The 22,015-nt window shown below is 69.8% G+C and carries 24 protein-coding genes; 20 read left to right on the top strand and 4 right to left on the bottom strand.

The window, feature by feature from the left end; translation table 11 throughout:
• Both EIY87_RS21990 and EIY87_RS21985 read left to right on the top strand, forming a co-directional pair.
• The gene (locus EIY87_RS21990) at positions 1-741 is read left to right on the top strand and encodes a hypothetical protein (protein ID WP_225439979.1); all 741 of its coding nucleotides are present in this window, start codon (positions 1-3) and stop codon (positions 739-741) included.
• A 172-nt stretch (positions 742-913) separates the two neighbouring features.
• Positions 914-1,252 carry a DUF6355 family natural product biosynthesis protein gene (locus EIY87_RS21985; protein ID WP_125311184.1) on the top strand — a complete coding sequence of 113 codons (339 nt, stop codon included), beginning with the start codon at positions 914-916 and terminating at the stop codon, positions 1,250-1,252.
• A gap of 83 nt (positions 1,253-1,335) precedes the next feature.
• Here the strand turns inward: EIY87_RS21985 and EIY87_RS21980 are convergent, their stop codons facing one another.
• On the bottom strand, positions 1,336-1,956 hold the full coding sequence (locus EIY87_RS21980) for a prepilin peptidase (RefSeq protein ID WP_125311182.1): 621 nt from the start codon (positions 1,954-1,956) through the stop codon (positions 1,336-1,338).
• 159 nt (positions 1,957-2,115) lie between these two features.
• On the opposite strand from EIY87_RS21980, the gene EIY87_RS21975 reads away from it, so the two are divergent.
• The 18 genes from EIY87_RS21975 (at position 2,116) to EIY87_RS21890 (ending at position 19,056) form a co-directional block, all read left to right on the top strand.
• A complete protein-coding gene (locus EIY87_RS21975; protein ID WP_125311180.1) occupies positions 2,116-2,661 on the top strand; it encodes a hypothetical protein in 546 nt (181 codons plus the stop codon).
• Positions 2,655-3,641, top strand: a complete 987-nt coding sequence (locus EIY87_RS21970; RefSeq protein ID WP_225439978.1) for a hypothetical protein — start codon at positions 2,655-2,657, stop codon at positions 3,639-3,641. Before EIY87_RS21975 ends, EIY87_RS21970 begins: the two co-directional genes overlap by 7 nt.
• A gap of 113 nt (positions 3,642-3,754) precedes the next feature.
• The gene (locus EIY87_RS21965) at positions 3,755-4,453 is read left to right on the top strand and encodes an SAF domain-containing protein (RefSeq protein WP_225439977.1); all 699 of its coding nucleotides are present in this window, start codon (positions 3,755-3,757) and stop codon (positions 4,451-4,453) included.
• Entirely contained in the window at positions 4,453-5,304 is an 852-nt protein-coding gene (locus tag EIY87_RS21960) for a carbon monoxide dehydrogenase maturation protein (protein WP_125311178.1), read from the top strand. Before EIY87_RS21965 ends, EIY87_RS21960 begins: the two co-directional genes overlap by 1 nt.
• Positions 5,301-6,659 (top strand): CpaF family protein, encoded by a 1,359-nt coding sequence (locus tag EIY87_RS21955; protein ID WP_125311176.1) that lies wholly within the window; start codon positions 5,301-5,303, stop codon positions 6,657-6,659. Before EIY87_RS21960 ends, EIY87_RS21955 begins: the two co-directional genes overlap by 4 nt.
• The gene (locus tag EIY87_RS21950) at positions 6,647-7,558 is read left to right on the top strand and encodes a type II secretion system F family protein (protein ID WP_125311174.1); all 912 of its coding nucleotides are present in this window, start codon (positions 6,647-6,649) and stop codon (positions 7,556-7,558) included. The genes EIY87_RS21955 and EIY87_RS21950 overlap by 13 nt, the downstream gene beginning before the upstream one ends.
• Positions 7,555-8,439, top strand: a complete 885-nt coding sequence (locus EIY87_RS21945; protein ID WP_125311172.1) for a type II secretion system F family protein — start codon at positions 7,555-7,557, stop codon at positions 8,437-8,439. Before EIY87_RS21950 ends, EIY87_RS21945 begins: the two co-directional genes overlap by 4 nt.
• Before the next feature lie 20 nt (positions 8,440-8,459).
• Positions 8,460-8,660 carry a hypothetical protein gene (locus EIY87_RS21940; protein ID WP_125311170.1) on the top strand — a complete coding sequence of 67 codons (201 nt, stop codon included), beginning with the start codon at positions 8,460-8,462 and terminating at the stop codon, positions 8,658-8,660.
• A gap of 1 nt (position 8,661) precedes the next feature.
• Entirely contained in the window at positions 8,662-9,084 is a 423-nt protein-coding gene (locus EIY87_RS21935) for a TadE/TadG family type IV pilus assembly protein (RefSeq protein WP_125311168.1), read from the top strand.
• Between the two features lie 17 nt (positions 9,085-9,101).
• Positions 9,102-9,977, top strand: a complete 876-nt coding sequence (locus tag EIY87_RS21930; RefSeq protein ID WP_125311166.1) for a hypothetical protein — start codon at positions 9,102-9,104, stop codon at positions 9,975-9,977.
• The gene (locus EIY87_RS21925; RefSeq protein ID WP_125311164.1) at positions 9,974-10,432 is read left to right on the top strand and encodes a TadE/TadG family type IV pilus assembly protein; all 459 of its coding nucleotides are present in this window, start codon (positions 9,974-9,976) and stop codon (positions 10,430-10,432) included. Before EIY87_RS21930 ends, EIY87_RS21925 begins: the two co-directional genes overlap by 4 nt.
• A complete protein-coding gene (locus EIY87_RS21920) occupies positions 10,432-10,866 on the top strand; it encodes a pilus assembly protein TadG-related protein (protein WP_125311162.1) in 435 nt (144 codons plus the stop codon). The genes EIY87_RS21925 and EIY87_RS21920 overlap by 1 nt, the downstream gene beginning before the upstream one ends.
• Before the next feature lie 19 nt (positions 10,867-10,885).
• Positions 10,886-11,293, top strand: coding sequence for a hypothetical protein (locus tag EIY87_RS21915; protein ID WP_125311160.1), 408 nt, complete (start codon positions 10,886-10,888; stop codon positions 11,291-11,293).
• A gap of 84 nt (positions 11,294-11,377) precedes the next feature.
• Complete coding sequence (locus EIY87_RS21910) at positions 11,378-13,861, top strand: BTAD domain-containing putative transcriptional regulator (RefSeq protein WP_225439976.1); 2,484 nt, start codon at positions 11,378-11,380, stop codon at positions 13,859-13,861.
• A gap of 1,171 nt (positions 13,862-15,032) precedes the next feature.
• Complete coding sequence (locus tag EIY87_RS21905; protein WP_318531896.1) at positions 15,033-15,830, top strand: AAA family ATPase; 798 nt, start codon at positions 15,033-15,035, stop codon at positions 15,828-15,830.
• Between the two features lie 41 nt (positions 15,831-15,871).
• On the top strand, positions 15,872-17,650 hold the full coding sequence (locus EIY87_RS21900) for a VWA domain-containing protein (protein ID WP_125311154.1): 1,779 nt from the start codon (positions 15,872-15,874) through the stop codon (positions 17,648-17,650).
• A gap of 63 nt (positions 17,651-17,713) precedes the next feature.
• A complete protein-coding gene (locus tag EIY87_RS21895) occupies positions 17,714-18,406 on the top strand; it encodes a hypothetical protein (protein WP_125311152.1) in 693 nt (230 codons plus the stop codon).
• Between the two features lie 38 nt (positions 18,407-18,444).
• Positions 18,445-19,056 (top strand): hypothetical protein, encoded by a 612-nt coding sequence (locus tag EIY87_RS21890; protein WP_225439975.1) that lies wholly within the window; start codon positions 18,445-18,447, stop codon positions 19,054-19,056.
• 76 nt (positions 19,057-19,132) lie between these two features.
• On the opposite strand, the gene EIY87_RS21885 is transcribed toward EIY87_RS21890, so the two are convergent.
• The 3 genes from EIY87_RS21885 to EIY87_RS21875 all read right to left on the bottom strand — a co-directional run bounded on the left by EIY87_RS21885 (position 19,133) and on the right by EIY87_RS21875 (position 22,005).
• Positions 19,133-19,765 (bottom strand): MarR family transcriptional regulator, encoded by a 633-nt coding sequence (locus EIY87_RS21885; RefSeq protein WP_125311150.1) that lies wholly within the window; start codon positions 19,763-19,765, stop codon positions 19,133-19,135.
• Positions 19,766-19,944: 179 nt separating this feature from the next.
• Positions 19,945-20,907, bottom strand: a complete 963-nt coding sequence (locus EIY87_RS21880) for a C40 family peptidase (RefSeq protein WP_125311148.1) — start codon at positions 20,905-20,907, stop codon at positions 19,945-19,947.
• An 18-nt stretch (positions 20,908-20,925) separates the two neighbouring features.
• Positions 20,926-22,005: a replication-relaxation family protein gene (locus EIY87_RS21875; RefSeq protein ID WP_125311146.1), complete on the bottom strand. Its 1,080-nt coding sequence runs from the start codon at positions 22,003-22,005 to the stop codon at positions 20,926-20,928.
• Between the last annotated feature and the right edge of the window lie 10 nt (positions 22,006-22,015).

Here is a 22,015-nt window from a genome sequence, read left to right as displayed (position 1 = left end):
GTGGCGGGATTGGCCGCGTGCGCACCTGGAGATTCGCAGACGGACGAGACCGCGCAGCGAATCGCCGACGCGATCGACTCACCGCCGCAGACCTCGGCGGCGAACTACGCACGGAAGGCCATCGAGGCCGCGCACGGCAGTTCGGAAGCCTTCGCCGTGGTCGAGATGCGCGACAGCTCCTCCGACGATCTGGACGCGGTGACAGCGCATCTCGTTTTCCGCGTGTTCCACCCCGGAACGCAGGACGAGTTCTTCCCTCAGGATCCGGTGACGGCCTGTTACAAGGTGGGCTTCAACTTCCGTGGCCTCGTCGAGGCGCCACGTCGAACGGATTGCCCCGCCAACGCGGCACCGCTGAATCCGCCGCCGATCCCGGTTTGGGAAGTGCCTGAAGGCTTCGATCAGGCGTTGCAATCGGTCTTGACCGGCCTGCCGGCATCCGTGACCGACCAAGGGGTATCAGGTGCGCTGTCGCGCTCGATGCCGTCTGTGCCGCTCGACCCTGAGACGCAAACCCCCGGACGGCCTCCCATGCAAGACGTTGCTGTGCACGGTAACGATATCGGAGTCGCGTATCGGGCGGGCGACCGATCCACCGGCGGCATCGACTGCCTTCTGGGGTCGCGGATCGGCGGCTCGACGCTGGTTTGGCGTCCATCGTGGGCACAGGTTCAGCCGGGCGAACTTACTTGCACGGCAGAGACCGCGTTGGGCCGACAAGGTGTCACCCCTCCGCATTGAAGCGTCCTTGTTGGCAACGGTTGGCGTCTTGACTCGATCGGTACAAATTCGGCACTGAATGAGCACAACGCTGGGTTGATGGAGCAGTTCCATCGACACGACTCCAGGTCCACAGTGGATTTATCAGAGCGAAACGAATCACGTTGGCTCTCCTTGAATCCCTGGAGGAACGATGAGTTCGTGGTCCTTGCGCGCCAAAGCCGTCCGAGCCATGTGCGTCCCGTTCGCAGCGCTGACCATATGCGTCGCAGCCGCGTCTCCGGCCGGCGCAACGACCGAGGTCCAGCTTCGTGAGAGCTGTGGTTACCTCGGCTGGGGCGAGTACCGGCATTGCGACGGCGGCACCGGCTCGCGGGTCGACCTGGACGTCGAAGACGTCTGGGGCAACATCTACCGCTACTGCGTCGGGCCCGGCACGACCGACCTCCAACCGGTGATCCGGTGGAGGGTCACAGGTGCGTGGTGGAACGGCGGCGTCGGGTGCTATCCGGGCTTCGAAGGCCCGGCGTAACTTGAGGACGGCTCTCGGTCCTCGGCCAGTCGACGCGGCGGGCGTTCGTGCCCCCTCTGCTAACGCCCGCCGCGTCGGCGAAATCAGGAAGCGACCACGAGCGTCACCGCCATCGCCGCGACGAGACACGGCCCGAACGGAACGGTCCGGTTCGCCCGGAGGTGAGGTACGAGCAGGAGCGCCGGCGCGATGAGCGACGCCAAGACGACCGCACCGGCCACCTCGGTCCAGCCGGACCACCCGGTCACCAGGCCGACGACGGCCGCGAGGCCGACGTCTCCGGAACCGACACCGCCTTCGACCAGAACCGCGAGCAGCAGGTAGAAGCCCGCTGCCGCGAGCAGCGCCCACAGGGCACGGAGCCCGGGAGCCGGATCAGAACGCGCCGCGCACAGGAACGCGAGACCGAGCGCGGTGCCCGCCAGCTGGGGCACGACGACGATTCGAGGTAGCCGATGTTCGAGCCAGTCGATGATCGACAACGGAATTCCGAGTGCCAGAACGAAAACGTAGATCGGCAACTCGCCCCGGGTGCCGACGCGCCAGACGAGGACCGCGAGTACCGGTGCGGTGACGAGCGCGCCAAACCACCACGACGAAGCGATTCGTGCCGGTCGGTCGGAGAGCCGCTTGGTGATCAGGCTTCCGGCGGCACCGAGGCCGAATCCTGTCACCGCGCCGATGATGGCCGGCCAGCCGTTCACAGCCGTACCGCCGGACTGTCGTTGCTTCCTCTCCCCACAAAGCAATGCTGGCCAGCTCCTGGGACGAGCGCATTGCTTGTCCTACCAACGAGTGAACTTCCACGGAGGTGGTCTTCAGCGCGGGACGGTCAGCTGATCATTCCAACGGGAGGGGAAGTCATGAATCTGCGTCACGGTGCTGTCGGTGTCTCTTTGGTCCTGCTGCTCGGGGCCTGCAGTTCCACCAGGCCCGGCGAGCCGCCGGTGTCCTCGACTGCCACGGCGACGAGGAGCGTGCTGCCGCAGCCGGTGGACGAAGCGAAGGAGCGCGCGGTCGCGGCGTACCTCGGCATGTGGAGCGACATGGCCGACGCCGCCGTGACCTCGGACTGGCGATCGCCGAAGCTCGCGTCGAACGCGACGGCCGACGCCCTGTCGAGGATCTCCCGCGGCCTCTACGCCGACCACTACAACGGACTCGTCACAAAAGGAAAACCGGTCAACCATCCGACGGTCGAATCCGTCGAGCCCGCGGCTGCGCCGACCACGGTCAATGTCGTCGACTGCGGCGACGACAGCCAATGGCTCAAGTACCGCGCCGATACCGGCCAGCAGGCCGACGACGGGCCGAGCGGACGTCGCCACATCGAGGCGAAAGTCAAGAAGGCCGTGGATGGCTCCTGGAAGGTCGTCGACTTCGCGATCCAGGACGTGGGGACATGCTGACGCGTGCTCCGGCCGTCGGCGGAGTGATTGCCGTCCTACTGCTGAGTTCGGCGGTCAGTGCGTCGGCGGGTGGCTGGGGTTCTGTCGACTGCGCCCAGGAGTCGTCGCCCTACTGCGAACTCGGAGCCGGAAAGACCGGAAAGACGCCGGGCGGCGTCGACCGGGTGCCGGACGAGCCGAGCCGGAAAGGCGGCGGTGGAAAGGCCACTCCGTCGCCCGGTGACCGGATCGTCGGCGGTAACTCGCCCGCGGCGAACTGCTCGTACGTCGGGAGCACCTTCCAGCCTCCGGCGAACGGCGTCCAGACGGTGGCGTTCCGCAGAGCTGTGCCGCTGGTCGTTCTCGCGTCCGCGCCGCTTCCACGCGCGAGCAACCTCGTCGCGCAGCAGGGTGGGGCATGGTACGTCTACCGGTGTTCCAGCGCCGGTTTCCGAGATGGCCTCTACCGAGCGCCGATCTGGCTCCCCGACGGGGCGACTCCTGCTGGAGCAACCTTGCCCTCTCCGCAGGAGCTGGCCGAGCAGGCTCGAACTCAGCTGCGCTTGCCGTCTCCGCATATCGAGGCCAGCCCGGCCGGCGACAAACTGGTGAGCCTGCCGACCTGGCTTTGGCTCGACCGCGGCAGCTGGGGAACGCAACAGGCGACGGCCGCCGTACCTGGTGTATCGGTGACGGCGGTGGCGGCACCGAAGTCCGTCTCCTGGTCGACGGGCGACGGCGACACCGTAAACTGCTCCGGCCCGGGAACGCCGTTCACACCCGGCGGTGACGCCTCGGCAGCGTCCCCTGATTGCGGTCACACCTACCGGCGGTCATCGGCGACAGCGCCAGCCCAGCAGTTCCCGATCAGGGCGACGGTCCACTGGACGGTGACGTGGTCCGGAGCAGGGGCTAGCGGCACGTTCCCCGACTTGACCACTTCAGCGTCGGCAGCGTTCCGGGTCGCCGAAATCCAGGCGCTCGGCACCGCACCCCGCTAAGCGACCGAATCGGCGGTCGACAGCCGGTTCGCACATCCATAACTCCGCTTCGAGCTGTGCGCCAGCTGCCACGAGGTGCACGGCGCGGTCGAACCATGCCTGGGAGGCATCTCGTGACTAGCATCCGTACCGGTGACCACGACAGGGGAACCGAAGCCGACCCCGTGTCGTGGCTAGGGAAGAAGGGCCGACTGACCGCGGTGCCGGCTGGGCGGCGGACACGACGTCGCCTGCCGCACCTGCTCGTCGGCGTCCTGCTCGTGCTCGCGTGCGTCGGCGGCGCACTGTGGTGGACCACCAGCGCGCAGGGCCGGGTTTCGGTGCTGGCAGTCGCCCGGCCGCTGAGCGTCGGGCACATCCTCGAGCGGGCAGACGTTCGCGAGGTCGAACTCGCGGTCGCCGACACGATCGTCACCGTGCCGGCGGAGCGGGCGACCGCCGTGCTCGGCCGGCCGATGGCGACGAGCCTCGGCCCGGGGGCGCTGCTCACCCCAGGCAGCGTCGGCCCGGCCGCGGTCCCCGGCGCCGGGCACGCGATCGTGGCGGTCGCGCTGAAGCCAGGGCAGTTCCCGCTCGAGGTCGCGGCTGGGTCACCCACCCTCGTCGTGGTCACGACGCCGTCGTCGCCCGGTTCGTCATCCCTGCCGGAGAGCGGGCAGACGTGGCCGGCCACCGTGACCGCACTGGTCAGGGCGGAGTCCGATCAGACCACGGTGATCTCGCTCCAGCTGGTGGGCGACGCCGCGCTTGCGCTGGCCAGGGTGCCGGCCGGCCAGGTGTCGCTGGTCATGCTCGCGGGTGGTGAGCGTTGATGTTGATCGCTCTCGCCAGCGTCAAGGGCTCGCCGGGCGTCACCACATTTGCCCTCGCCCTCGCCACAAACTGGTCTGCAGGCGTCCGTCGCGTGGTCGTCGAATGCGATCCCGCTGGCGGTGACCTCGCGCAGCGGTTCGGCCTGGTCGCATCACCCGGGCTGCTCAGCCTCGCGGCGGTGGCGCGCCAGCCGGTGGATCCCGACGTCGTCTGGAGCCACATCCAGCCGCTTCCCGGCGGCCTGCATGTCATGCCCGGGCCGCCGGGAGGCCAGCAGGCGAGAGCCGCGCTGAGCACCCTGACCTCGCCGTCCTCACCGCTCTACGGCGCCGCGCGCCGGCCGACGGAGGCGATGTTCGCTGACTGCGGGCGCCTGGACCCGGGTTCGCCCGCCGAAGCGGTGATCCGTCACGCGGACGTTCTGCTGCTGATCTCCGGCACCTACAGCGACGAGCTCGCCCACCTCGCCACGCGCGTTCACGAACTGGGCCACACAGCGGCCCGGGCGTGCCTGGTGCTCACCGGCCACGGCCACCCGACTCACTCCGTCGAGCGCGAGCTGGGCGTCCCGGTCATGGCGAGGATTCCCCACGACCCGAGCGGGGCCGCGCGCTACACCGGGCGACCAGCCTCCGGTCGACGGCGAACGGGCGGGCTCATCCAGGTCGCGAACGACGTCGCCCAGGCCCTGCTCGCTGAGTCCCCACGCGCGCCGATCCCGGACCTCGTCCAGCAGGTGCCAGGTGTCCCTGCCCAACCCACGGCGGCGTCCGGAGTCCGTGTTCTGCCACCAGCCCCGCACATCAGCCGACCCCAAACCAGTGCTCCGGGAAAGGACGTCCGATCATGACCGTCCTCGACGAACACCGCCGACCCGACCACCACACAGTCTCCAGCCCCGAAGCGCGTTTGCGGCAGTTCCTCCGGCGCACGCTCGCCGACGACCTGCCGACCCGCGCAGACGCCGCCACGTCGACAACCGCGGCGCAGCGTCGCGAGGTGGCCCGCGAGCTTCTTCGCGGCGCAGGCGCCGCCCACAGCGAGGCCGAGCTGCAGGCGGGCCGGGTCCTGCTATCTCCGGATGCCGAGGCGCACGTCGTCGAGGCCGTCCTGGATGAGGTCTTCGGGTTGGGCGGTTTGCAGTCGCTGCTGGACGACCCCGCGATCGAGACGATCAACGTCAACAGCTTCAACCGCGTCTTCGTCCAGTACGCCGACGGCACCCGCGCTCAGGTCGCGCCGGTCGCCGTGTCGAACGACGAGCTGACCGACCTCGTCCGCACCCTCGCCGCGCGGGCGTCCTCGGAGGAACGCCGCTTCGACCGCGGCTCGCCCGCCCTCAACCTCCAGCTGCCCGGCGGCGAGCGCCTGTTCGCGGTGCTCGGGCTCACCGCCGGCGGGGTCACGGCGTGCTCGATCCGCCGCCACGGCTACCTCACCACCAGCCTCGCCCAGCTGCGCCGCCGCGGCACCCTCGACGCCGGCCTCGAACGCTTCCTGCGCGCGCTGGTGCGTGCCCGCAAGAACGTCCTGATTACAGGCGGCGCCGGTTTCGGCAAGACCACGTTGCTGCGGGCGATGGCGGCCGAGATGGACCCGCTGGAGCGGATCGTCACCATCGAGGATGCCTTCGAACTTGGCCTCGGGCTCGACCCGCGGCTGCACGCCGACGTGACCGCGCTGCAAGCCCGCCAGGCCAACGTGGAAGGCGCCGGGGCGATCAGCCAAGCCGAGCTGGTCCGCTGGGGCCTGCGGATGTCCCCGGACCGCGTGATCGTCGGCGAGATCCGCGGGCCCGAAGTCATCCCGATGTGCAACGCGATGTCCCAGGGCAACGACGGCTCGATGGCGACGCTGCACGCGAGCAGCTCGAAGATCGCCTTCACTCGGCTGGCGTCCTACGCCGCGCAAGGCGTCGAGCGGTTGTCGCTGGAGGCGACCGCGCTGCTGGTGGCATCGAGCGTGCACTTCGTCGTGCACCTGGCGAAGGCCGGCGACCGCACGACCCGGGTCGTGTCCTCGATCCGCGAGGTCGTCGACGCCGACGGCGGAACCATCGTCTCCAACGAGGTTTACCGTCCCGGCTCCGACCTGCGGGCTCGCCCGGTCGCCGGCGCGCTGCGCGTGGACACGCTCGACGACCTCGTCGACGCGGGCTTTGACCCGGACCTGCTGACGGCGCCCGAGGGGTGGTGGGCGAGGTGACCAGCACCCTCATCGGCTGTGTCACCGGGCTGGGTACCGCCGCGGGCGTGCTGCTCGTCATCGTGGGCTTCGAGCGGCCGCAGCTGCCTGTCCATCCGAGGGCCTCGCGGCGAGCGCCATGGCGAGCTGGTCGAAGCTCCGCGCTCCGGCTGGGCATGGCGCTCGGCCTCGGCCTGCTGGCTGGCGCGGCGACCGGCTGGCTCGCTGGGGGAGCGCTTGCCTCGGCCGCGGCGTGGTTCTTGCCCGCGTTGGTCGGGCCCGATCGCGCGCACGTCCGCCGGGTGGCGCGGATCGAAGCCGTGGCGTCATGGACGGAGATGCTGCGCGACACCCTCTCCGCCGCGGCCGGACTCGAGCAGGCGATCCTCGCGACCGCACCGCTCGCACCTGTGGCGGTCCGCGAGGACGTCAGCAGGCTCGCGGCCAGGTTACGCAGCGGCCATCGGCTCGCCCCGGCCTTGCGGCGTCTGGCCGAGGACCTGGCCGACCCGACCGCAGATCTGGTCATCGCATCGCTGGTCCTGGCAGCCGAACACCAAGCTCGCCAGCTCGGCGACCTGCTCGGCTCGCTGGCGGAGAGCGCGCGGGCGCAGGCGGCGATGCGGATGCGTGTGGAAACCAGCCGCGCCCGCACCCGAACGTCGGTGCGGGTTGTCGTCGCCACCACGATCGCCTTCGCCGTCGGCGTCGTCGTGCTCAACCGCGACTACCTCACCGCCTACGACAGCCTGCTCGGCCAGGCCGTCCTGCTCGTCATCGGCGGCCTCTTCAGCAGCGGGTTCGCGTGGCTGACCCGGATCGCCGCCGGCCGCCCCGCGGCCCGGGTGCTGTCCCTGGATGACCCGACCGAGCCGGAACCGGCCGCCGCGGCGGCGTCTCGGGGTGGTGAGCACGCATGATCGCCGCAATGCTCTTCGGCCTCGGAGCCGGTCTTGGTCTCTGGCTGATGCTGACCTGGGCGATCCCACCCGAGGCCACGCTGGGAAGCCGCTTAGCCGAGCCCAAAGCCACCACCCCGATCTCCACGGTCACCGACGTGCCCTGGGCCGTCGCCGCGGCCAGGCCATTCATACCCGGGTTGCGTGCCCTTGGGTTGCCGGGCGACCGGCAGGCTCGGGATCTGCGCGTCGTGGGTCGCGACACTGATACCCAGCTCGCCGTGAAGGCGCTGCTGGCCTGCATCGGTCTGCTGTCGCCGCTGCTGCTGCAAGGCCTGCTCGCCCTCGTCGGCGCGCCCCTCAGCCTCGAGGTGCCGCTGGTCCTCGCGCTCGTACTCGCGGCGGCCGGATTCATCGCTCCCGACCTCGAGGTCCGCGCCAAGGCCGCACGCGCACGTGCAGAGTTCCGCGCCGCGCTGTCGGCGTTCCTGGACCTCGTCTGGATCACCCTCGCCGGCGGCGCCGGCGTCGAAGCGGCGGTACTGGCGGCCGCGGACGTCGGGCGCGGCGGTGCCTTCGGCCAGCTGCGCCGCGCCCTCGACGCCGCCCAGTTGACCCGCACCGCACCGTGGGCGACCCTGCGCCGGCTCGGGGAAGAACTCGACATCTCTGAACTCGCCGAACTCGCCGCGTCCATTTCATTGGCCGGCACCGAAGGCGCCAGAGTCAGAACCTCGTTGGCCGCGAAAGCTGCGGCGCTGCGCACCCACTTGGTCGCTGACGCCGAGGCCGACGCGCAAGCTGCAACCGAACGCATGGCGCTGCCGGTCACCCTGCTGTTCCTCGGCTTTCTCGGATTCATCGCCTATCCGGCCGTCACCCAGGTCCTCAACGGCCTCTGAAAGTCCAAAGGAGACGCATCATGCTGACTTACTGCCGAACACTCTGGAACCTCACCACTGCTCGCATCCTGCTGCTACGCAAGGACAACGACCGTGGCGAGATCACGACGACCGTCATCGTGACCGCACTCATGGCGGTGCTGGCCATCGCCCTGATCGCGATCATCGCCGCCAAACTGACCGCGAAAGCCAACAGCATCGACCTCGGCCTCGGCGGCTGACATGCCCGCGAATCCGGTCGTTGCGACAGCTTGGCGCGTTCGGCGCGCCCTGTCGGGAGAGCGCGGCGCGGTTACCGCCGAGTTGGTGATCGCGACACCACTGCTCCTGCTGGCGCTGTTGGCGATCATCCAGTTCGCCCTCTGGTCGCACGCGGTCCACGTCGCTCAAGCTGCCGCCGCCGAAGCGCTCGCCGCGGCCCGTGTCCAGAACGGCACTGCCGCGGCAGGCCACGCCGCCGGCCAGCAGCTGCTCGACCAACTTGCGCAGGGGCCGCTGCGGTCCTCGCAGATAGACGTCGAGCGCACCGCGACCTCGGCTTCGGCCAGCGTGCAGGGCGAGGTCATTGCGGTACTGCCCGGTATGCACCTGCACGTGCACGCTGAATCCGCAGGAGAAGTCGAAAGATTCGTTCCGGACGCCTGAACGGAGGGAGGGAAACCATGTCACTGCTGGAAAAACCCGATGCGGTTACCGTCGGCGACTTCGCTGACGGGCACGACGTCATGCTGTGGAACCCCGCTCTCACAACGAGACGTTGGCGCGGATTGGTCAAGCGTGCTTTCTTCACGAGGTTCTTCTCGACTCGCTCGGTGGCAGGGCTTCTGATCCTGGCGTTGGTAGTGGGTACGGGCGCCGCGGAAACCCTCGGCGGTGCGCTGGCGGTCGTCTGCGCCATCGCGCTGCTGCTGGGCGGCCTTTGCGACGCGGGCATCACCGCGGCGTTCCTCGCGACCGATCACCAACATGGACATCATTGCCTTCTGGAACGGTGTCCCGGTGAGTTTTTCCTCCGAACTGCGGACTTCCTCCACCTCGGCCCGGCGGCGTACCGCACTGCCGGACTCCTGATCGACCTCACCGGCGAGCTGCACGCCACGGCGACACGCGATTGGATCGACCCCGGTCTGCCCGGCCGAGCCCACCAAGCGGTGTGGGACGCGTTGACCCGCTTGATCGGGACAGCGCCTGCTCGCCGACACGCCGCACGGCTCGTCGCGATGCCGAGCGAAGCCGAACTCGCAGCCACGACCGCCACGGCGATCGCCGAGTTCGACGGTCTGCTCGGCGAGCTGCTGTTCCACCTCCAGGGCTGCGTCACGCTGACCCGAGAGTGGGAAGCCAAGCTTCGGCACGCTGAGCTCGTCGAGCGCACAAGCGCCGTCGAGGCCGAGCTGCACGCCGCCTCGATCGGGCTGATGGTCGAGGTCGCCGAGGAGCTGCCGAAGGCCGTCTTCGCTTACGTCACCGCAGCCCGCGACCTGACCGGCGCCGGCCGGTTCCCGTGGGAACTGCCTGCCGCGGAGCCGGTTCCATGACCGCGGCACAGCCTCGCCGAAGCCTCGGCTGGTTGCGCGCAGAGCGCGGGTCGGTGACCGTCGAGGCGGTCCTGCTCGCGCCGGTTCTGGTGATGCTGCTGGTGTTCGTCGCCGTGGTCGTTCACCGCGGCGTCGACGCCCGGCTGCGGCTCGACGACGCCGCACACCAGGCCGCGCGCGCCGCAAGCCTGCAACGCACTCCGGCTGCGGCCGTCGCCGCGGCACAAGCGACCGTCACCTCCGCGCTGGTCCACGCCGGACTGGTCTGCGGCGACGCGACGGTCAGCACGACGACTTCGGCGAGCCCGGGCAGCACGGTCGTCGTCAGCGTCCGCTGCACCGTCGACTTCGGCCAGGCCCTGATCCTCGGCGTCCCCGGCAGCCGGACGCTCAGCGCCGAGGCCAGCGAGGTCGTCGATACCTACCGATCCCAGCCGACTGCCGGAGGCGCGTGATGGACACCCGCAGCGCTGCCTGGTGGCGAGCCGAGGACGGCCAGGTTTCGGCGTTCGTCGTCGTGCTGATGCTCGGGCTCCTGGTCTTGGCCGGCCTTGGGCTCGACGGCGGCCTCGCTCTCGCGGCGAAGGTCCGAGCCACCGGTCAGGCCGAGTCCGCGGCCCGCGCCGGCGCGCAAGCGATCGATCTCGCCGCCTACCGGGCCACCGGCGCGGTCCGGCTAGTCCCTGAAGAAGCCGACGATCTCGCCCGGCGATACCTCGCCAGCGTCGGCGCCACCGGCACCGTGACGGCCACCGCCGACGCCGTGACCGTGACCGTGACGATCAGCCAGCGCACCCAGCTGCTGTCGCTCATTGGCATCCCGTCGATCGACGCCCACGGCAGCGGCGCGGCCCATCCCCAGCGCGGCGTCACCGAGCTGGAGCCCTGACCAACGAAGGAGGAACACGATGATCACGACCGACGAGATCGAGAGGCGCGTCGAGAAGGTCGACGCGGAGAAGAGCGCGAGGAGGACTGCGGCGGCGCGCGAGGTCGGTGAGCTTGCGCATCGTCGTACCACACTCGTCGAGCAGCTGGCGGACGTCGAGCGCCGTCTCGGGGCTGTTATCGCGGCCGCCGCGGACGTGATCGGTACCGACGAGCTGGCCGAGTTCACCGACGTTCCGGCTGCCGACCTCACCAGCTGGTTGACAGCCGGCAAGCCTCGCGCCCGGCGCGGTCGGCCGCCCGGTAGCCGCCGCACGAAGCCGGAAATCCAGTCTGGAACTTCGCCGGCGCCTGCACCGGCGGAAGGGCGACCCGGGTCGCCGCCAGCCGGTGTGCGGCCCTCGGTTGGCCAGGGCGAGCGACGCTGAGCTGTGCCTACAGAACGGCAGACCGGACGGTGGCGACCTCGTCGTGCTCTCGTGCTTGGCGTAGGGCGGCTGCTGCAGGCTGGTGTGGCGCTCGCGCTGCTGGCCGGGTTGTGTGCCGGGCTGCCGTGGGCGCTGGTGCGGTTTGTCGGCTGGCCTCTCCCAGATCACCTGCCCACCATGGCCGAGCTCGGTGAGGTGCTGACGGCTCGGCTGTCAACAAGTCTGCTGCTTGACGTGCTCGCGTGCGGTGCGTGGCTGCTGTGGGCTGCATTCCTCGTTGAGCTCGCCCGGTGCGCGCGCGACCTCGTCCTCACCGCCGGCCGGCCGGACTCGACCTGGCACGGCAGCCCACTCCGCCGGGTCGCGGCAGTGCTCATCACCGCTGTTGTCGTGTCGTTCGTCAGCCGCACCGCCCTCGCCGCCTCCAGCGGAAGCAGCATGATGCAAACCGGTATGAGCTCGTCGGTCACTACGCCATCGAACGTCGATGGCCGCCCTGAGGACATCGAGCTTGTACGTCCGCCCCACGACGGTGTCCACGATTCGCTGTACCGGATCGCGCAACGCCGCCTCGGTGACGGCAACCGCTGGCCGGAGATCTGGCGCCTGAACGCCGAGAGCTCCCAATCCGGCGGCCGCCCTCTGACTTCACCCAGCCTGATCCACCCGGGCGATCGGATCCGCCTACCGCCGACGCCCAGGCCCGTTGCCCCCGAACCGCAGCGCCAGCCGCCACCAACGAAGCCCGCAGCTGCCTCCCCGCCGAGCCCGGCGGTACCTCCCGCCGCTGCTTCGCACCCCGGCTCGTCGTGGGAGCCCGGCGTTTACGTCGGCCTCGGGCTGGCGGGCGCGATCAGCGCGGCGCTGCTGGTCGCCCGACGGCGTCACCGTGCCGGCTATCGGCCCGGTAGCGGCCGGCGCGGCGACGACCTGCCCGTCGCCCCGATCGTCTACCAGCTACACCTGGCACACCAGCACGCCCAAACCGGACTCGACGAGTTCGATGTCGCCGACGCAGAAGCGGCCGGTGACCTTCCCGAGCCGGAAACGCGGCTCGAGCTGGGTGAGGCCGCAGACGAGGCGGCCGCGAAACTGGCGTTGGACCTCGCAGCCACGCACGGCCTCGGTCTCATCGGCCCCGGCAGCCACGCCGCGGCCCGCGCGCTCCTGCTCACGACCGTGACCTCCACCGGCCACTCCGAGGTCGTCGCGCCCGCCGCGGACCTGCGTGGCCTGCTCGGCCTCCCGGAGCCAGGCGCCGAACTACCGGCCTGCGTCCACGCTGTCGACGACCTCGCCGCCGCGCTCGCACGCCTCGACAGCCCGGAGCCGCCTGAGAACCTGCGGCGAATCCTGCTGGCCGATGCGCCGGCGGGCGAACCCGATCGCACCCGGCTGCGGCACGCCCTCGCCGACGGTGCGAGCACAACCGTGCTGCTGCTCGGCCAGTGGCATCCGGGTGTCACGGTCTATGTGGACGCCGCGGGCGCTATCACCGCAACGTCACCCGGTCCGGGTGAGGCGCTGCGCGGCCGGCGAGCCTTCTCCCTCGCCGAATCCGCGACCCGCGAGCTGTTCGCTCTCTTCGACGCTGCACACGGCGCTCAGGACGAGCACCTCGAACCTGCTCTCGAGCCCACACACGGGTTGGAGATCGCAGACCCGCCGTGTCTTGGTCAAGCAGAGGCGCAGGCAGAGCCGGTCACGGAACTGACCGTCGACACCGAGCACGACGCGGCCACGCCGCTGGTGCTGTCGGTGTTCGGGCAGCCGACGTTGTCGTGGCGACCGGACGTCACGTGCCCCGACCACAAGGTCGAAATCACCGGCCGGCTGTCAGCGCGGCTGTGGGAGCTGCTGCTCTACCTCGCCCTGCACCCGCACGGAGTTCCGCGCGCCGCGATCATCGACACCGTGTGGGCCAGCCGCCCAGCACAGGACCCGGCCGCGGTGCTGCGCACCGTCTTGTCCCGCCTCCGCAGCGCCCTCCACAAAGCCACGTCCCCGGACATCGGCGACCTCGTGGTCGCGCAGCACGGCAGGTATCGGCTCGAGCCGGCCGTCGTCGAGGTCGACTACTGGTCCTTCGCTGACGCGGTCGCTCGCCGCCGCACCACGACCGACGACGGGCAGCGCGCGATAGCCAACGCCGCGATCGTCGCCAGCTACGGCGGCGAGCTGGCGGCCGGCGTCGAGGCCGAGTGGCTCACCGCGCTTCGGGAAGGAATACGCCGCGACGCCCTCGACGCCGTCGCCGCCCTCGCCCGCGACCGGGTTCACAGCGATCCCGAGTCCACGCTGGAGTTGCTCGAATCGGCGCGAGACTTCGACCCGCACAACGAGCTGCTCTACCGGGACATCATGCGACTCGAACACAACCTCGGCCGGCACGACGCGATAACCAGAACGCTTCGCCTGCTGGAAGCGCGCCTAGCCGAGATAGACGAAACACCGACTCCGGCGACGATTGAGCTCGCCGAGCGCCTCCGAGGACTCCACGTCGGCATAGCCGATCCGGAAAGCAAAAGGCATACCCGGTACGGTGAAAATACCTCGGCGCAGAAATAGTTGATCAGCCGCGACGGATGTTAGTGTCGACCTACTGATCACGTCGCGCAGAAAAAGCCTCCTGGTGTTCTCGTTCGAAGTTGCTGTCATTGGTGGCGTAGCCATTGCCGTCGTACTGCGCGGAATATGGACGAGCACGGCGCTGCGCCGCTGCCCTGCGATGCCGTTTCACGGACGCCCGTCCAGTTGGGATGCGGACCTTTGCCTGCCCGCCGGCCGCCGGGGGTTCCCGTGCACCCACCGATCGCCCTGGCGCTCCATGGGCCGTCTAAGGCGGATCCTCGGTGAGCGCGCATATGTGCAGGTCAAACCCTCCACGCGGGGATCCGCGAGTAACCCAGACTCGCTTGACGACAAGCAGGTAAGAACATCGGGCCCGCATCGTCGGTCACGGCTCCTCTGCGCACTCTCCCGCCCATCAGGCCTGACGGTCATCTCACCTCGTATTCCTGGCTGTTGTCCACCCTTATTTTATTGCAGAAGAAACCCATATTTGCTTCCTTGTCTTGCGGCTCCTGCTGGCCGTTTCTCGTTCGCTGACCTGCGCAAACGTCTCGGAGAATTGTCCGCGGTTCTTTTGTGGGCCGAAGTTCGTCACCCGAATGGGGTGGCGAAAAGTATTGTGCGGCGCCGGTTGTCGAGCTACTTTTGATGTGTCACCGGAATTGGAAAGCAAATCCTGGAATCGCCCGATGTGGACCGCGACAACTACCAATCACCCGCCACGTCTGAAAGGGACACCGCGATGACCACGCCCACACCGCCCGCCACGGGACCGACCACCCCGGCGGGTGCGACAGCGACCCGGCTCCGCAACGGCGAACTTCGTGCGATGGTCGCCAAAGTCCTCGCCGACGACCCCGCTACCGCTCACACCCCGGGCAGCATCGCGAGCGCCCTGAACCGGTCATCGGGCGCGGTCGGGAACGCGTGCCGCGCGTTGACGGACCGGGGGCAAGCCGAAGTCGTCACGGTGGCGCCGGTGACCTATCGGGCGACCGCGACCACGGCATCCGCTGCCGCGCCCGCCGTCACCCCAGGCTCGCCACCTGCACCCCGCCCGCGACGGCCGAAACGCGCCAGCACAGCGCCCGCCGCGGCCGCGCCCACACCGGCCACATCCACAGCAGGAAGCACCCCAACGCGACCGGCGCGCAAGGTCACCGGGCCGGTGAAACGTCCGAACGGCACGGATTACCACCCCCGGCTCCTGTCCGGCATGCCCGATGTGACCGCGCTGCAGCGGCTGCGCGACGCCGGGGTCGCCGCCCTGCTGTACGGCCCGCCCGGCACCGGGAAGACCTCGGTGGTGGAGGCGGCGTTCAACGACTGCCTCACGGTTCAGGGCGACGGCGACACCGTGGTCGCCGACCTCGTGGGCGACTACACCAAAACTCCCGACGGCGATTTCGTGTTCGTCCACGGTCCGCTGGTTCGCGCGATGCGCGCCGGGGTGCCGCTGTTCATCGACGACGCGACCCTGATCCCGCCGACCGTGCTCGCCGTGGTTTACCCCGCGATGGACGGCCGCCGCGAAATTATCGTCAAGGCTAACGGCGGCGAAGTCGTCAAGGCCGAGCCGGGGTTCTACGTCGTGGCCGGGCACAACCCCGGCGTGCACGGGGCCATCCTCACCGACGCGCTGTCCTCTCGGTTCTCCGTGCACATCCAGGTCTCCAGCGACTACGCGCTCGCCGAACAGCTCGGGGTCGACAAGAAGGCCGTGCGGGTGGCGCGCAACCTCGCCACCCGGCAGGAAAAAGGCGAGATCGGGTGGGCCCCGCAGCTGCGCGAGCTGCTGGCGTTCAAGAAGCTCGCCGACGCGTGGGACCTCGACGCCGCCGCCGGAAACCTGGTCGGGATCGCACCGGAAGAGGATCGCGCCACCGTCGCCGCCGTGGTGCGCGACGTCTTCGGCAAGACCGTCGCCCCACTCGCCCTCGGTGCCCGCATCGCCACCAAACCCTGAGCCAGCCACGCCCCGCGAACCGTCGCGAAAGGACCCGTGCCATGAGCGCCCACTTCACCGCCGACCCGACCGCCACCGGTGCCGCCGTGTTCCCCGCGCGCCCGGAATGGCTGACCCTGTCCGCCGCGTTCGCCGACGAGGTCCCCGTGATCGCTGACCGCGACGACCTCGTCGTCAGCGTCGCCCCCGGCGCGGGCGGCGGGGCACCCGCCTGCTTCTACCCGCACCGCGCGCTGATCGAAGTCGACGGCGACCACCTCGGCGTTGACCCCGTGACCGTGGATCCCGCCAACCTGTCCGACCGCGCCCGCTACGCCCCGGCCTGGGGTGCTCTCACCCACGAGTGCGGACACGCCAAACACACCGCGTGGGAACCGCCGGACGACGCCCCGCCCGCCGTGGTCGCCGCTGCGATGCTGCTGGAAGAGCCCCGGATGGAAGCGGCGCACATCCGCCGCCGCCCGGACGACCGGCACTGGCTCCGGGCGTGCGTCAAGGGCATCGTCGCCACCGACCTCCACCTGTACGCCGACCCCGCGACGGCACCGAAGATGACTCCGGCCGACGCCGCGCACACCGCCGCGCTCCTGCTGGGCCGGGCCGACGGCGGCGTACTGAGCCACGCCGAGGTCTACCCCGTGGCCCGGGTCGTCGAGGGCGTGCTCGGCAAGGAGGTCCTCGGCAAGCTGCGGGCGGTGTGGCGGCAGGCGCTGCTGATTGCCGACGACGCGGGCGAGGAGATGCTCGACCTCGGGCGGCAGTGGTGCGAGATCCTCGGCGCCGATCCCGCGAGTTCGGACTCGACCTCGCCGCCGGCCTCGCCCACCACCTCGGACCCGTCGGGAAGCTCGCCCGGTCCCGGTGCGCCTGCATCCCCGTCGCCGCTGGCGGATGCCATCGCCGCGGTGCTGGGCGAGGTCGCGACGAAAGTCGCCGCCGAGAAGGCACCCGAAGACCCGGCCACCGTGGCCGCCGCAGCGAAAGAAAGCGAAGACTTCGCCGAGAAGGAAGCGGCGACAGCGGCGCGGCAGGTGTTCAAGACCGGCGGCTCCCGAAGCGGCAACACCAGGACGACGGCAACCCGGCCGCCCACACCGGAGGAGTGCGCGGCCGCGCGGGTCCTCGCGCGGGCGCTGGACACCGCCGGAACCCGGGAACGGGTCGCCGTGCGCTCCACCTCGCAGGTGCCGCCGGGACGGCTGCGGATGCGCGGAGTGCGTGCGGCCGAGGCCCAGCATGCGGCCGGGGCCGTGGTGACCGCCGAGCCGTTCACTCGCACCATCCGCACACCGGTCACCGTGCCGCCGCTGCGGGTCGGGATCGCGTGCGACGTGTCCGGCTCGATGGGCTGGGCGCGCGCTCACGTGGCCTCGGCGGCCTGGATCCTGGCCAACGCCGCCCGGCACACCAGGGTGCCCGCCGACACCGCGAGCGTGATCTTCGGGAACCACGTGCGTCCGCTGACTCACCCGGGCAAGCCGCCCGCCGAGGTCACCGAGTTCCGCTCCAACGATGACTACGAGGACATTCCCCGCGCGCTCGACGCCCTCGACGGCGCCCTCGGTTTGTCCCGTCCCGGCGCGGCCCGGCTGGTGGTCATCGTGTCCGACGGGAAGTACTGCCATGACCCCCGCCGCGACGGTCAGAAGAAGCTCGACCGGCTGCGCGCGTCCGGGTGCGCAGTGCTGTGGCTGACCACCAGCGACACCGACACCCCACTCAACGGGGCCACCGTCCACGTCCTGACCGACCCCACCACGGCCGCCCGCGCCATCGGCCACGCCGCCACCACGGCACTGCGCGCGACCGCTCGCAGGTAGGCGCGTCGGGCACTGCACCTCTGTACCTCCATACCCCCGAACAACTACGGAAGGCGAACCGACATGGCTACCCGCGAAGAGCGAATCATCGGCGCAGTACTCGATTTGACATGCGAGCTGGATGGGTCGTGGGGCCTCGTGACCTATGTACGCAACTACGGCTACATGACCAGCTTGTACGGCCGCATGGTGCTGATCGGCCCAGCAGGAGATGCCCTTCGCGTTGATCCGGTGAGGAACCGACGGCCGTGGGCGTACACCATCCAACCCGTCTTGCCGTCTGACGAGGACGAATTCGCAACCGGATGGATCGAGCCTGCCGGGTACGTCCACCACCCTCGTTTGAAGTACCCGCCGGGCTGGTTCATGCCCAGGGATTATCGCCCCCGTCCGTTGGTGGTGGAGACTCGCACGCCGATCAAGGAAGTGGCCGACCGCCTCGAAGAGGATGTGCTGCCCTCTTACCGATACTGGGCCGACCGCATCCGGGCACGCAACGCCCGACGCCATGAGCGACTGGCGCAAGAACGCGCGGCAGCGCTCGACCTGGCGCAAGAATTCGGCGGGCCAGTGCGTCTCGTGTCCGGGCCGCCGAGCGTCACCTCGTGTCGACTCGACGACGGGCAATCGCGCATCCAGCTGGACACCCGTTCGCCGTACGTGGAGATGTCGTTCTTCGTCCCTTGTGATCGCGCTGCCGTGATCGCGCCGGAGTTGGCTCGGCTGCTGGGTTTCGCCTCGACCACGGCGACCTGAAAGTTACTTCGAAGGAACAGCGCAAGCCCACACTAGAAGTGAAGGAGATCATGATGAATGCCTCGATGACCGAACGCGATGAAGCCACCGGCGCTACCACCACCAGTTACCACCACACCCGCGTCGTCGAGTTCGCCGGACGCACGCTCCGAGCGCGCGTCGAGCGCGACTACTACCTCAACCAGAGCTTCGCTGTCGCGGAGGTGCTCAGCGACCAGATGACGTGGACAAGCCTCGCCGCCGATGCTTCCAGCAACTGGTGGCACGACACGCCGCGACCGAGCGCAGACGTCCACGCTGCCACCGCTCTCGGCCCGCTGACCGAGCGTCTTCTCAGTAGGGCCGCCGAAATCCTCGCCGCCCCGCCGACCACACAGACCATTTCACCCCATGTCCACGGCGCGATCAGCGCGCTGCTGGCCACGACTTACGGCTTCGACGGGGAGAAGTGCATCGACCCGGACGACGTCGTGTGGGCGTACCGCCACGGCGGCGCACTGCACATTCTCGAGCACCCTGACGGCAGCGTCACCTTCACCAAGGCCCACCGAGACGACTGTCCGTTCATCGCCACCACTGGCGAGCACGACTGCGACAACGAGTGCGTCTTTCCCCATCCGGCCGATGTGAGCCAGAAGGCGAAACAGTGACCTCATTGCCGGGTTCCAGAACCCAGTAGGGGCGGATCGCCGCGATGGCGATCCGCCCCTGCCGAATGTGCTGCGGTCAGCTGGAAGTGAAGCGCTTCGGCGCTTCGCAAGTTTTTGTTGCCAGGCCGTTGGTGACGAGCTTCTCCAGGGCGTTGTTCACTGCGCCGCTGGACCGGACGAGCTCCGCGCCGATCTTGGCGGGGCCGAATTCCTCGCCGGGATGCGCCTGCAGGAATCCCAGCACCATGTCGTAGAGCGCGCCTTTGGGCAGCCGTTCCTTCTTCGGTGCGTCCGCCGTTGCGGCTTCTGACGTTGCCGGGGCGCAGGCGGTGCCGACGTCGGAGTCGGGCACGGGCGAGGGATCGCCTTCTCGCGCGTCGTTTTCAGCGGTCAGTTCCTCCGTACGCTGATCTGTCGTGTCGGCCGCCGCTTCTTCGGTCGTGGCAACTTCGGTGGCCTTGTCGTTCTGGTCGTCGTCGCGCAGCGTCCAGGTGACGGGGACCGACTGGTCTTTGCCTGCGGTCCGGGTCACCAGTCCCTCGGCAGCCCAGCGGGAGAGGAGCTTCGACGCCGTGGAGCGTCCGACTCCGGCCGCGCTGGCCAGGGCCGCGGTAGTCGCGCCGGGATTGGCTTCCAGCGCGCGCCGTACCTTCGGTTCCGCGGTTTCCGGCTGGGCGTCGGTCGCTGAGGTGTTCTTGGTTTCGGGCATGACAAGCTCCGTTTCGGGAGAAGCGGTGGATGGTCATGCCCCGGCCGGGGCGTTCGCCCGCCGGTGCGCGTCCGGTGGTTCGGGCTACATGTCCATAGACGCTCCGTGCACCGCTTCATGTCAAGCGTTTGTCCAAACAAGACACATGTATCGCCCGGAAGTGCTTGACTGTGTCAGTTTCAGTGCTGCCTGGTCGGTCTGGTTGCGCCGATGTAGTCGTCACCAGGGTGGCGATACGGCTCCACCTTCACGGCTTGTCCGAAGTCGGGGGCGTCGATCATGTTGCCGCCGCCGATGTACAGACCGACGTGGCGCACGCGTCCAGCGGTCGCGTAGAAGACGAGGTCGCCGGGCAGAAGCGGCGCGCCGGCGGGCATGCGCGGTCCGGCGGCGTACTGCTCGCGCGAGGTCCGCGGCAACGCGATGCCGGCAGCGCCGTAGGAGGCTCGGGTCAGGCCAGAGCAGTCGAAGCCGGTGTCACCGTTCTCGGGGCCGTTGCCGCCCCAGACGTACGGCAGCCCGCGTTGCCCGCAGGCGTAGTTGATGGCGGTGAGCGCGGCGGACGTCGGCGCGGTGATGGTTCCGCAGTCCCCGCCCCCGGTGTGCTCGCAGGTCACTCCCGCGACCGCGGCCACGATGGCTTCGGCGTCCGACTGGTGCTGGCCGTAGGCGTCTGGTGTCCCGGAGTGCTGGACGGCCTGGGCGGCGTCGTTGAGGCTCATCTGCTGCCACCCGGGGACGGCCTGCAGATGCCGGTAGAACTGCGTCGCCGCGTAGGTGGGGTCCATGATCTGCTGGGGCGTGCCCCAGCGTTGGGACGGGCGTTGCTGGAAGAGGCCGAGGCTGTCCCGGTCGCCGTGGTCGAGGTTGCGCAGCGTGGATTCCTGGATGGCGACGGCGATCGCGATGACCCACCCGGGCTCGGGGACCTGCAGCTGCTTGCCGACCGAGGTGATGATCGCCGCGTTGGCGAGCTGGTCGACCCCGTAGCCGGGCACGCCGCCGGAGGTTGCGCCGCTGGGTGTGCAGGTTGTGCTTCCGGCGCCGGTGAGCGAGGTGACGACGGCTTGCGGCACGGCGCCGAGCAGCACCGGGAGCATCGCGAGCACGGCGGCGACGCCGACCGCGATCTTCGATCCCATGACGAACTCCTCGCGTGATCAGGCCTCGAGCCGGCGAGAGCGGCTCGGTGTGGCGTCCGGCGGCACCGGAGACGGCGGCGGCAGCCGGTAGGCGACGGCTTGGCCGGACGCCGGGCCGGTCGCGTCGTCGAGGCCGGAGGACGCTGTCGGCGCGAGGGCCGGCCAGGCATGCGGCAGCTCGCTGAGCGCGTGCCGCGGCGAAGTAGCCCGGTTCGATGACCTCGCGTTGAGCGGGAGCCAGACCTCGTCGGCAGGGCTCGGGCACACCGCGCTCGGCTCGAGGAGGTCAGCGGCTGCCGTGGCGACGGGGACGTCGGCGCTCTGGTCGAGGTCGGCGTGGATACGGGCGAGTGCGGTGCGGGCGCCTGCTTCGCGGCGGCTGGTCGGCAGCCAGAAGAGGACCGGGGTGGCGATGCCGGTGGAGTCGGCGAGCCGGGCGTAGGCGAGCAGCTTGCGGGCGAGCTTGGTCAGCGACTCGCTGCCGGTGTCGTACTCGAGGAAGAACTCCAGCTCGCCGCCGATGCCGGCCCAGCGGCCGTAAGCGTCGGGGATGACGAGGTCGCCGAAATGGCGGGCGCAGCGGGCCTCCGACCACCAGGCCGTGACCCCCTCACCATCTCGAACAGGGTCACGACGTCGGCTGCGTGCGATCAGGGAAGTGAAGAAGTCACCGACGCCGACGGTGTGGGCGAGACGCTGGTTGTGGGCGATCGCCATCGCGCGGTCGTGCCGGTAGCCAAGGTCCTTGACCTCCAAGCCGTGCTCGGCGGCCAGCACAGCGGCACCGGCGGGCCCGAGGACGTAGTGCATCGGCGCCGAGCCGAACTGGCGGAATGGCTGGAAGCGGCTGACCGCCCGCCAGAGATACAGCTCGCGCAGACGCTGACGGGTCGAGCGACCGGAGGGGAACGCGGCGTCCTGGATCTGGGCCGAGGTCAGGACGCGGTGCTCGAAGAGCAGGGCCAGCAGCCATTTGTCTCGGGCGGTGAGGCGGGCCGCGAGCGCCGCCTGGTGCTCGACGGAACTGGCCGCACGGGCGGCCACCCGGCCGGGGAGATGCTGCCGCAGCTGGTGCTGGCGTGTCGTCATGGTGATCAAGAGGACCTCC

Source organism: Amycolatopsis eburnea, from assembly GCF_003937945.1.
Lineage (GTDB): Bacteria > Actinomycetota > Actinomycetes > Mycobacteriales > Pseudonocardiaceae > Amycolatopsis > Amycolatopsis eburnea.
This window is presented reverse-complemented; position numbering and strand designations above follow the sequence as displayed.

What these genes read in the sequence shown, in the direction of transcription:
- EIY87_RS21900 (WP_125311154.1), top strand. Translation starts at nt 15,872, where the DNA reads ATGAGCGCCCACTTCACCGCCGACCCGACCGCCACCGGTGCCGCCGTG.
- EIY87_RS21895 (WP_125311152.1), top strand. Translation starts at nt 17,714, where the DNA reads ATGGCTACCCGCGAAGAGCGAATCATCGGCGCAGTACTCGATTTGACA.
- EIY87_RS21885 (WP_125311150.1), bottom strand. Translation starts at nt 19,765, where the DNA reads ATGCCCGAAACCAAGAACACCTCAGCGACCGACGCCCAGCCGGAAACC.
- EIY87_RS21935 (WP_125311168.1), top strand. Translation starts at nt 8,662, where the DNA reads ATGCCCGCGAATCCGGTCGTTGCGACAGCTTGGCGCGTTCGGCGCGCC.
- EIY87_RS21945 (WP_125311172.1), top strand. Translation starts at nt 7,555, where the DNA reads ATGATCGCCGCAATGCTCTTCGGCCTCGGAGCCGGTCTTGGTCTCTGG.
- EIY87_RS21880 (WP_125311148.1), bottom strand. Translation starts at nt 20,907, where the DNA reads ATGGGATCGAAGATCGCGGTCGGCGTCGCCGCCGTGCTCGCGATGCTC.
- EIY87_RS21955 (WP_125311176.1), top strand. Translation starts at nt 5,301, where the DNA reads ATGACCGTCCTCGACGAACACCGCCGACCCGACCACCACACAGTCTCC.
- EIY87_RS21915 (WP_125311160.1), top strand. Translation starts at nt 10,886, where the DNA reads ATGATCACGACCGACGAGATCGAGAGGCGCGTCGAGAAGGTCGACGCG.
- EIY87_RS21975 (WP_125311180.1), top strand. Translation starts at nt 2,116, where the DNA reads ATGAATCTGCGTCACGGTGCTGTCGGTGTCTCTTTGGTCCTGCTGCTC.
- EIY87_RS21970 (WP_225439978.1), top strand. Translation starts at nt 2,655, where the DNA reads ATGCTGACGCGTGCTCCGGCCGTCGGCGGAGTGATTGCCGTCCTACTG.
- EIY87_RS21960 (WP_125311178.1), top strand. Translation starts at nt 4,453, where the DNA reads ATGTTGATCGCTCTCGCCAGCGTCAAGGGCTCGCCGGGCGTCACCACA.
- EIY87_RS21940 (WP_125311170.1), top strand. Translation starts at nt 8,460, where the DNA reads ATGCTGACTTACTGCCGAACACTCTGGAACCTCACCACTGCTCGCATC.
- EIY87_RS21920 (WP_125311162.1), top strand. Translation starts at nt 10,432, where the DNA reads ATGGACACCCGCAGCGCTGCCTGGTGGCGAGCCGAGGACGGCCAGGTT.
- EIY87_RS21985 (WP_125311184.1), top strand. Translation starts at nt 914, where the DNA reads ATGAGTTCGTGGTCCTTGCGCGCCAAAGCCGTCCGAGCCATGTGCGTC.
- EIY87_RS21925 (WP_125311164.1), top strand. Translation starts at nt 9,974, where the DNA reads ATGACCGCGGCACAGCCTCGCCGAAGCCTCGGCTGGTTGCGCGCAGAG.
- EIY87_RS21930 (WP_125311166.1), top strand. Translation starts at nt 9,102, where the DNA reads ATGTCACTGCTGGAAAAACCCGATGCGGTTACCGTCGGCGACTTCGCT.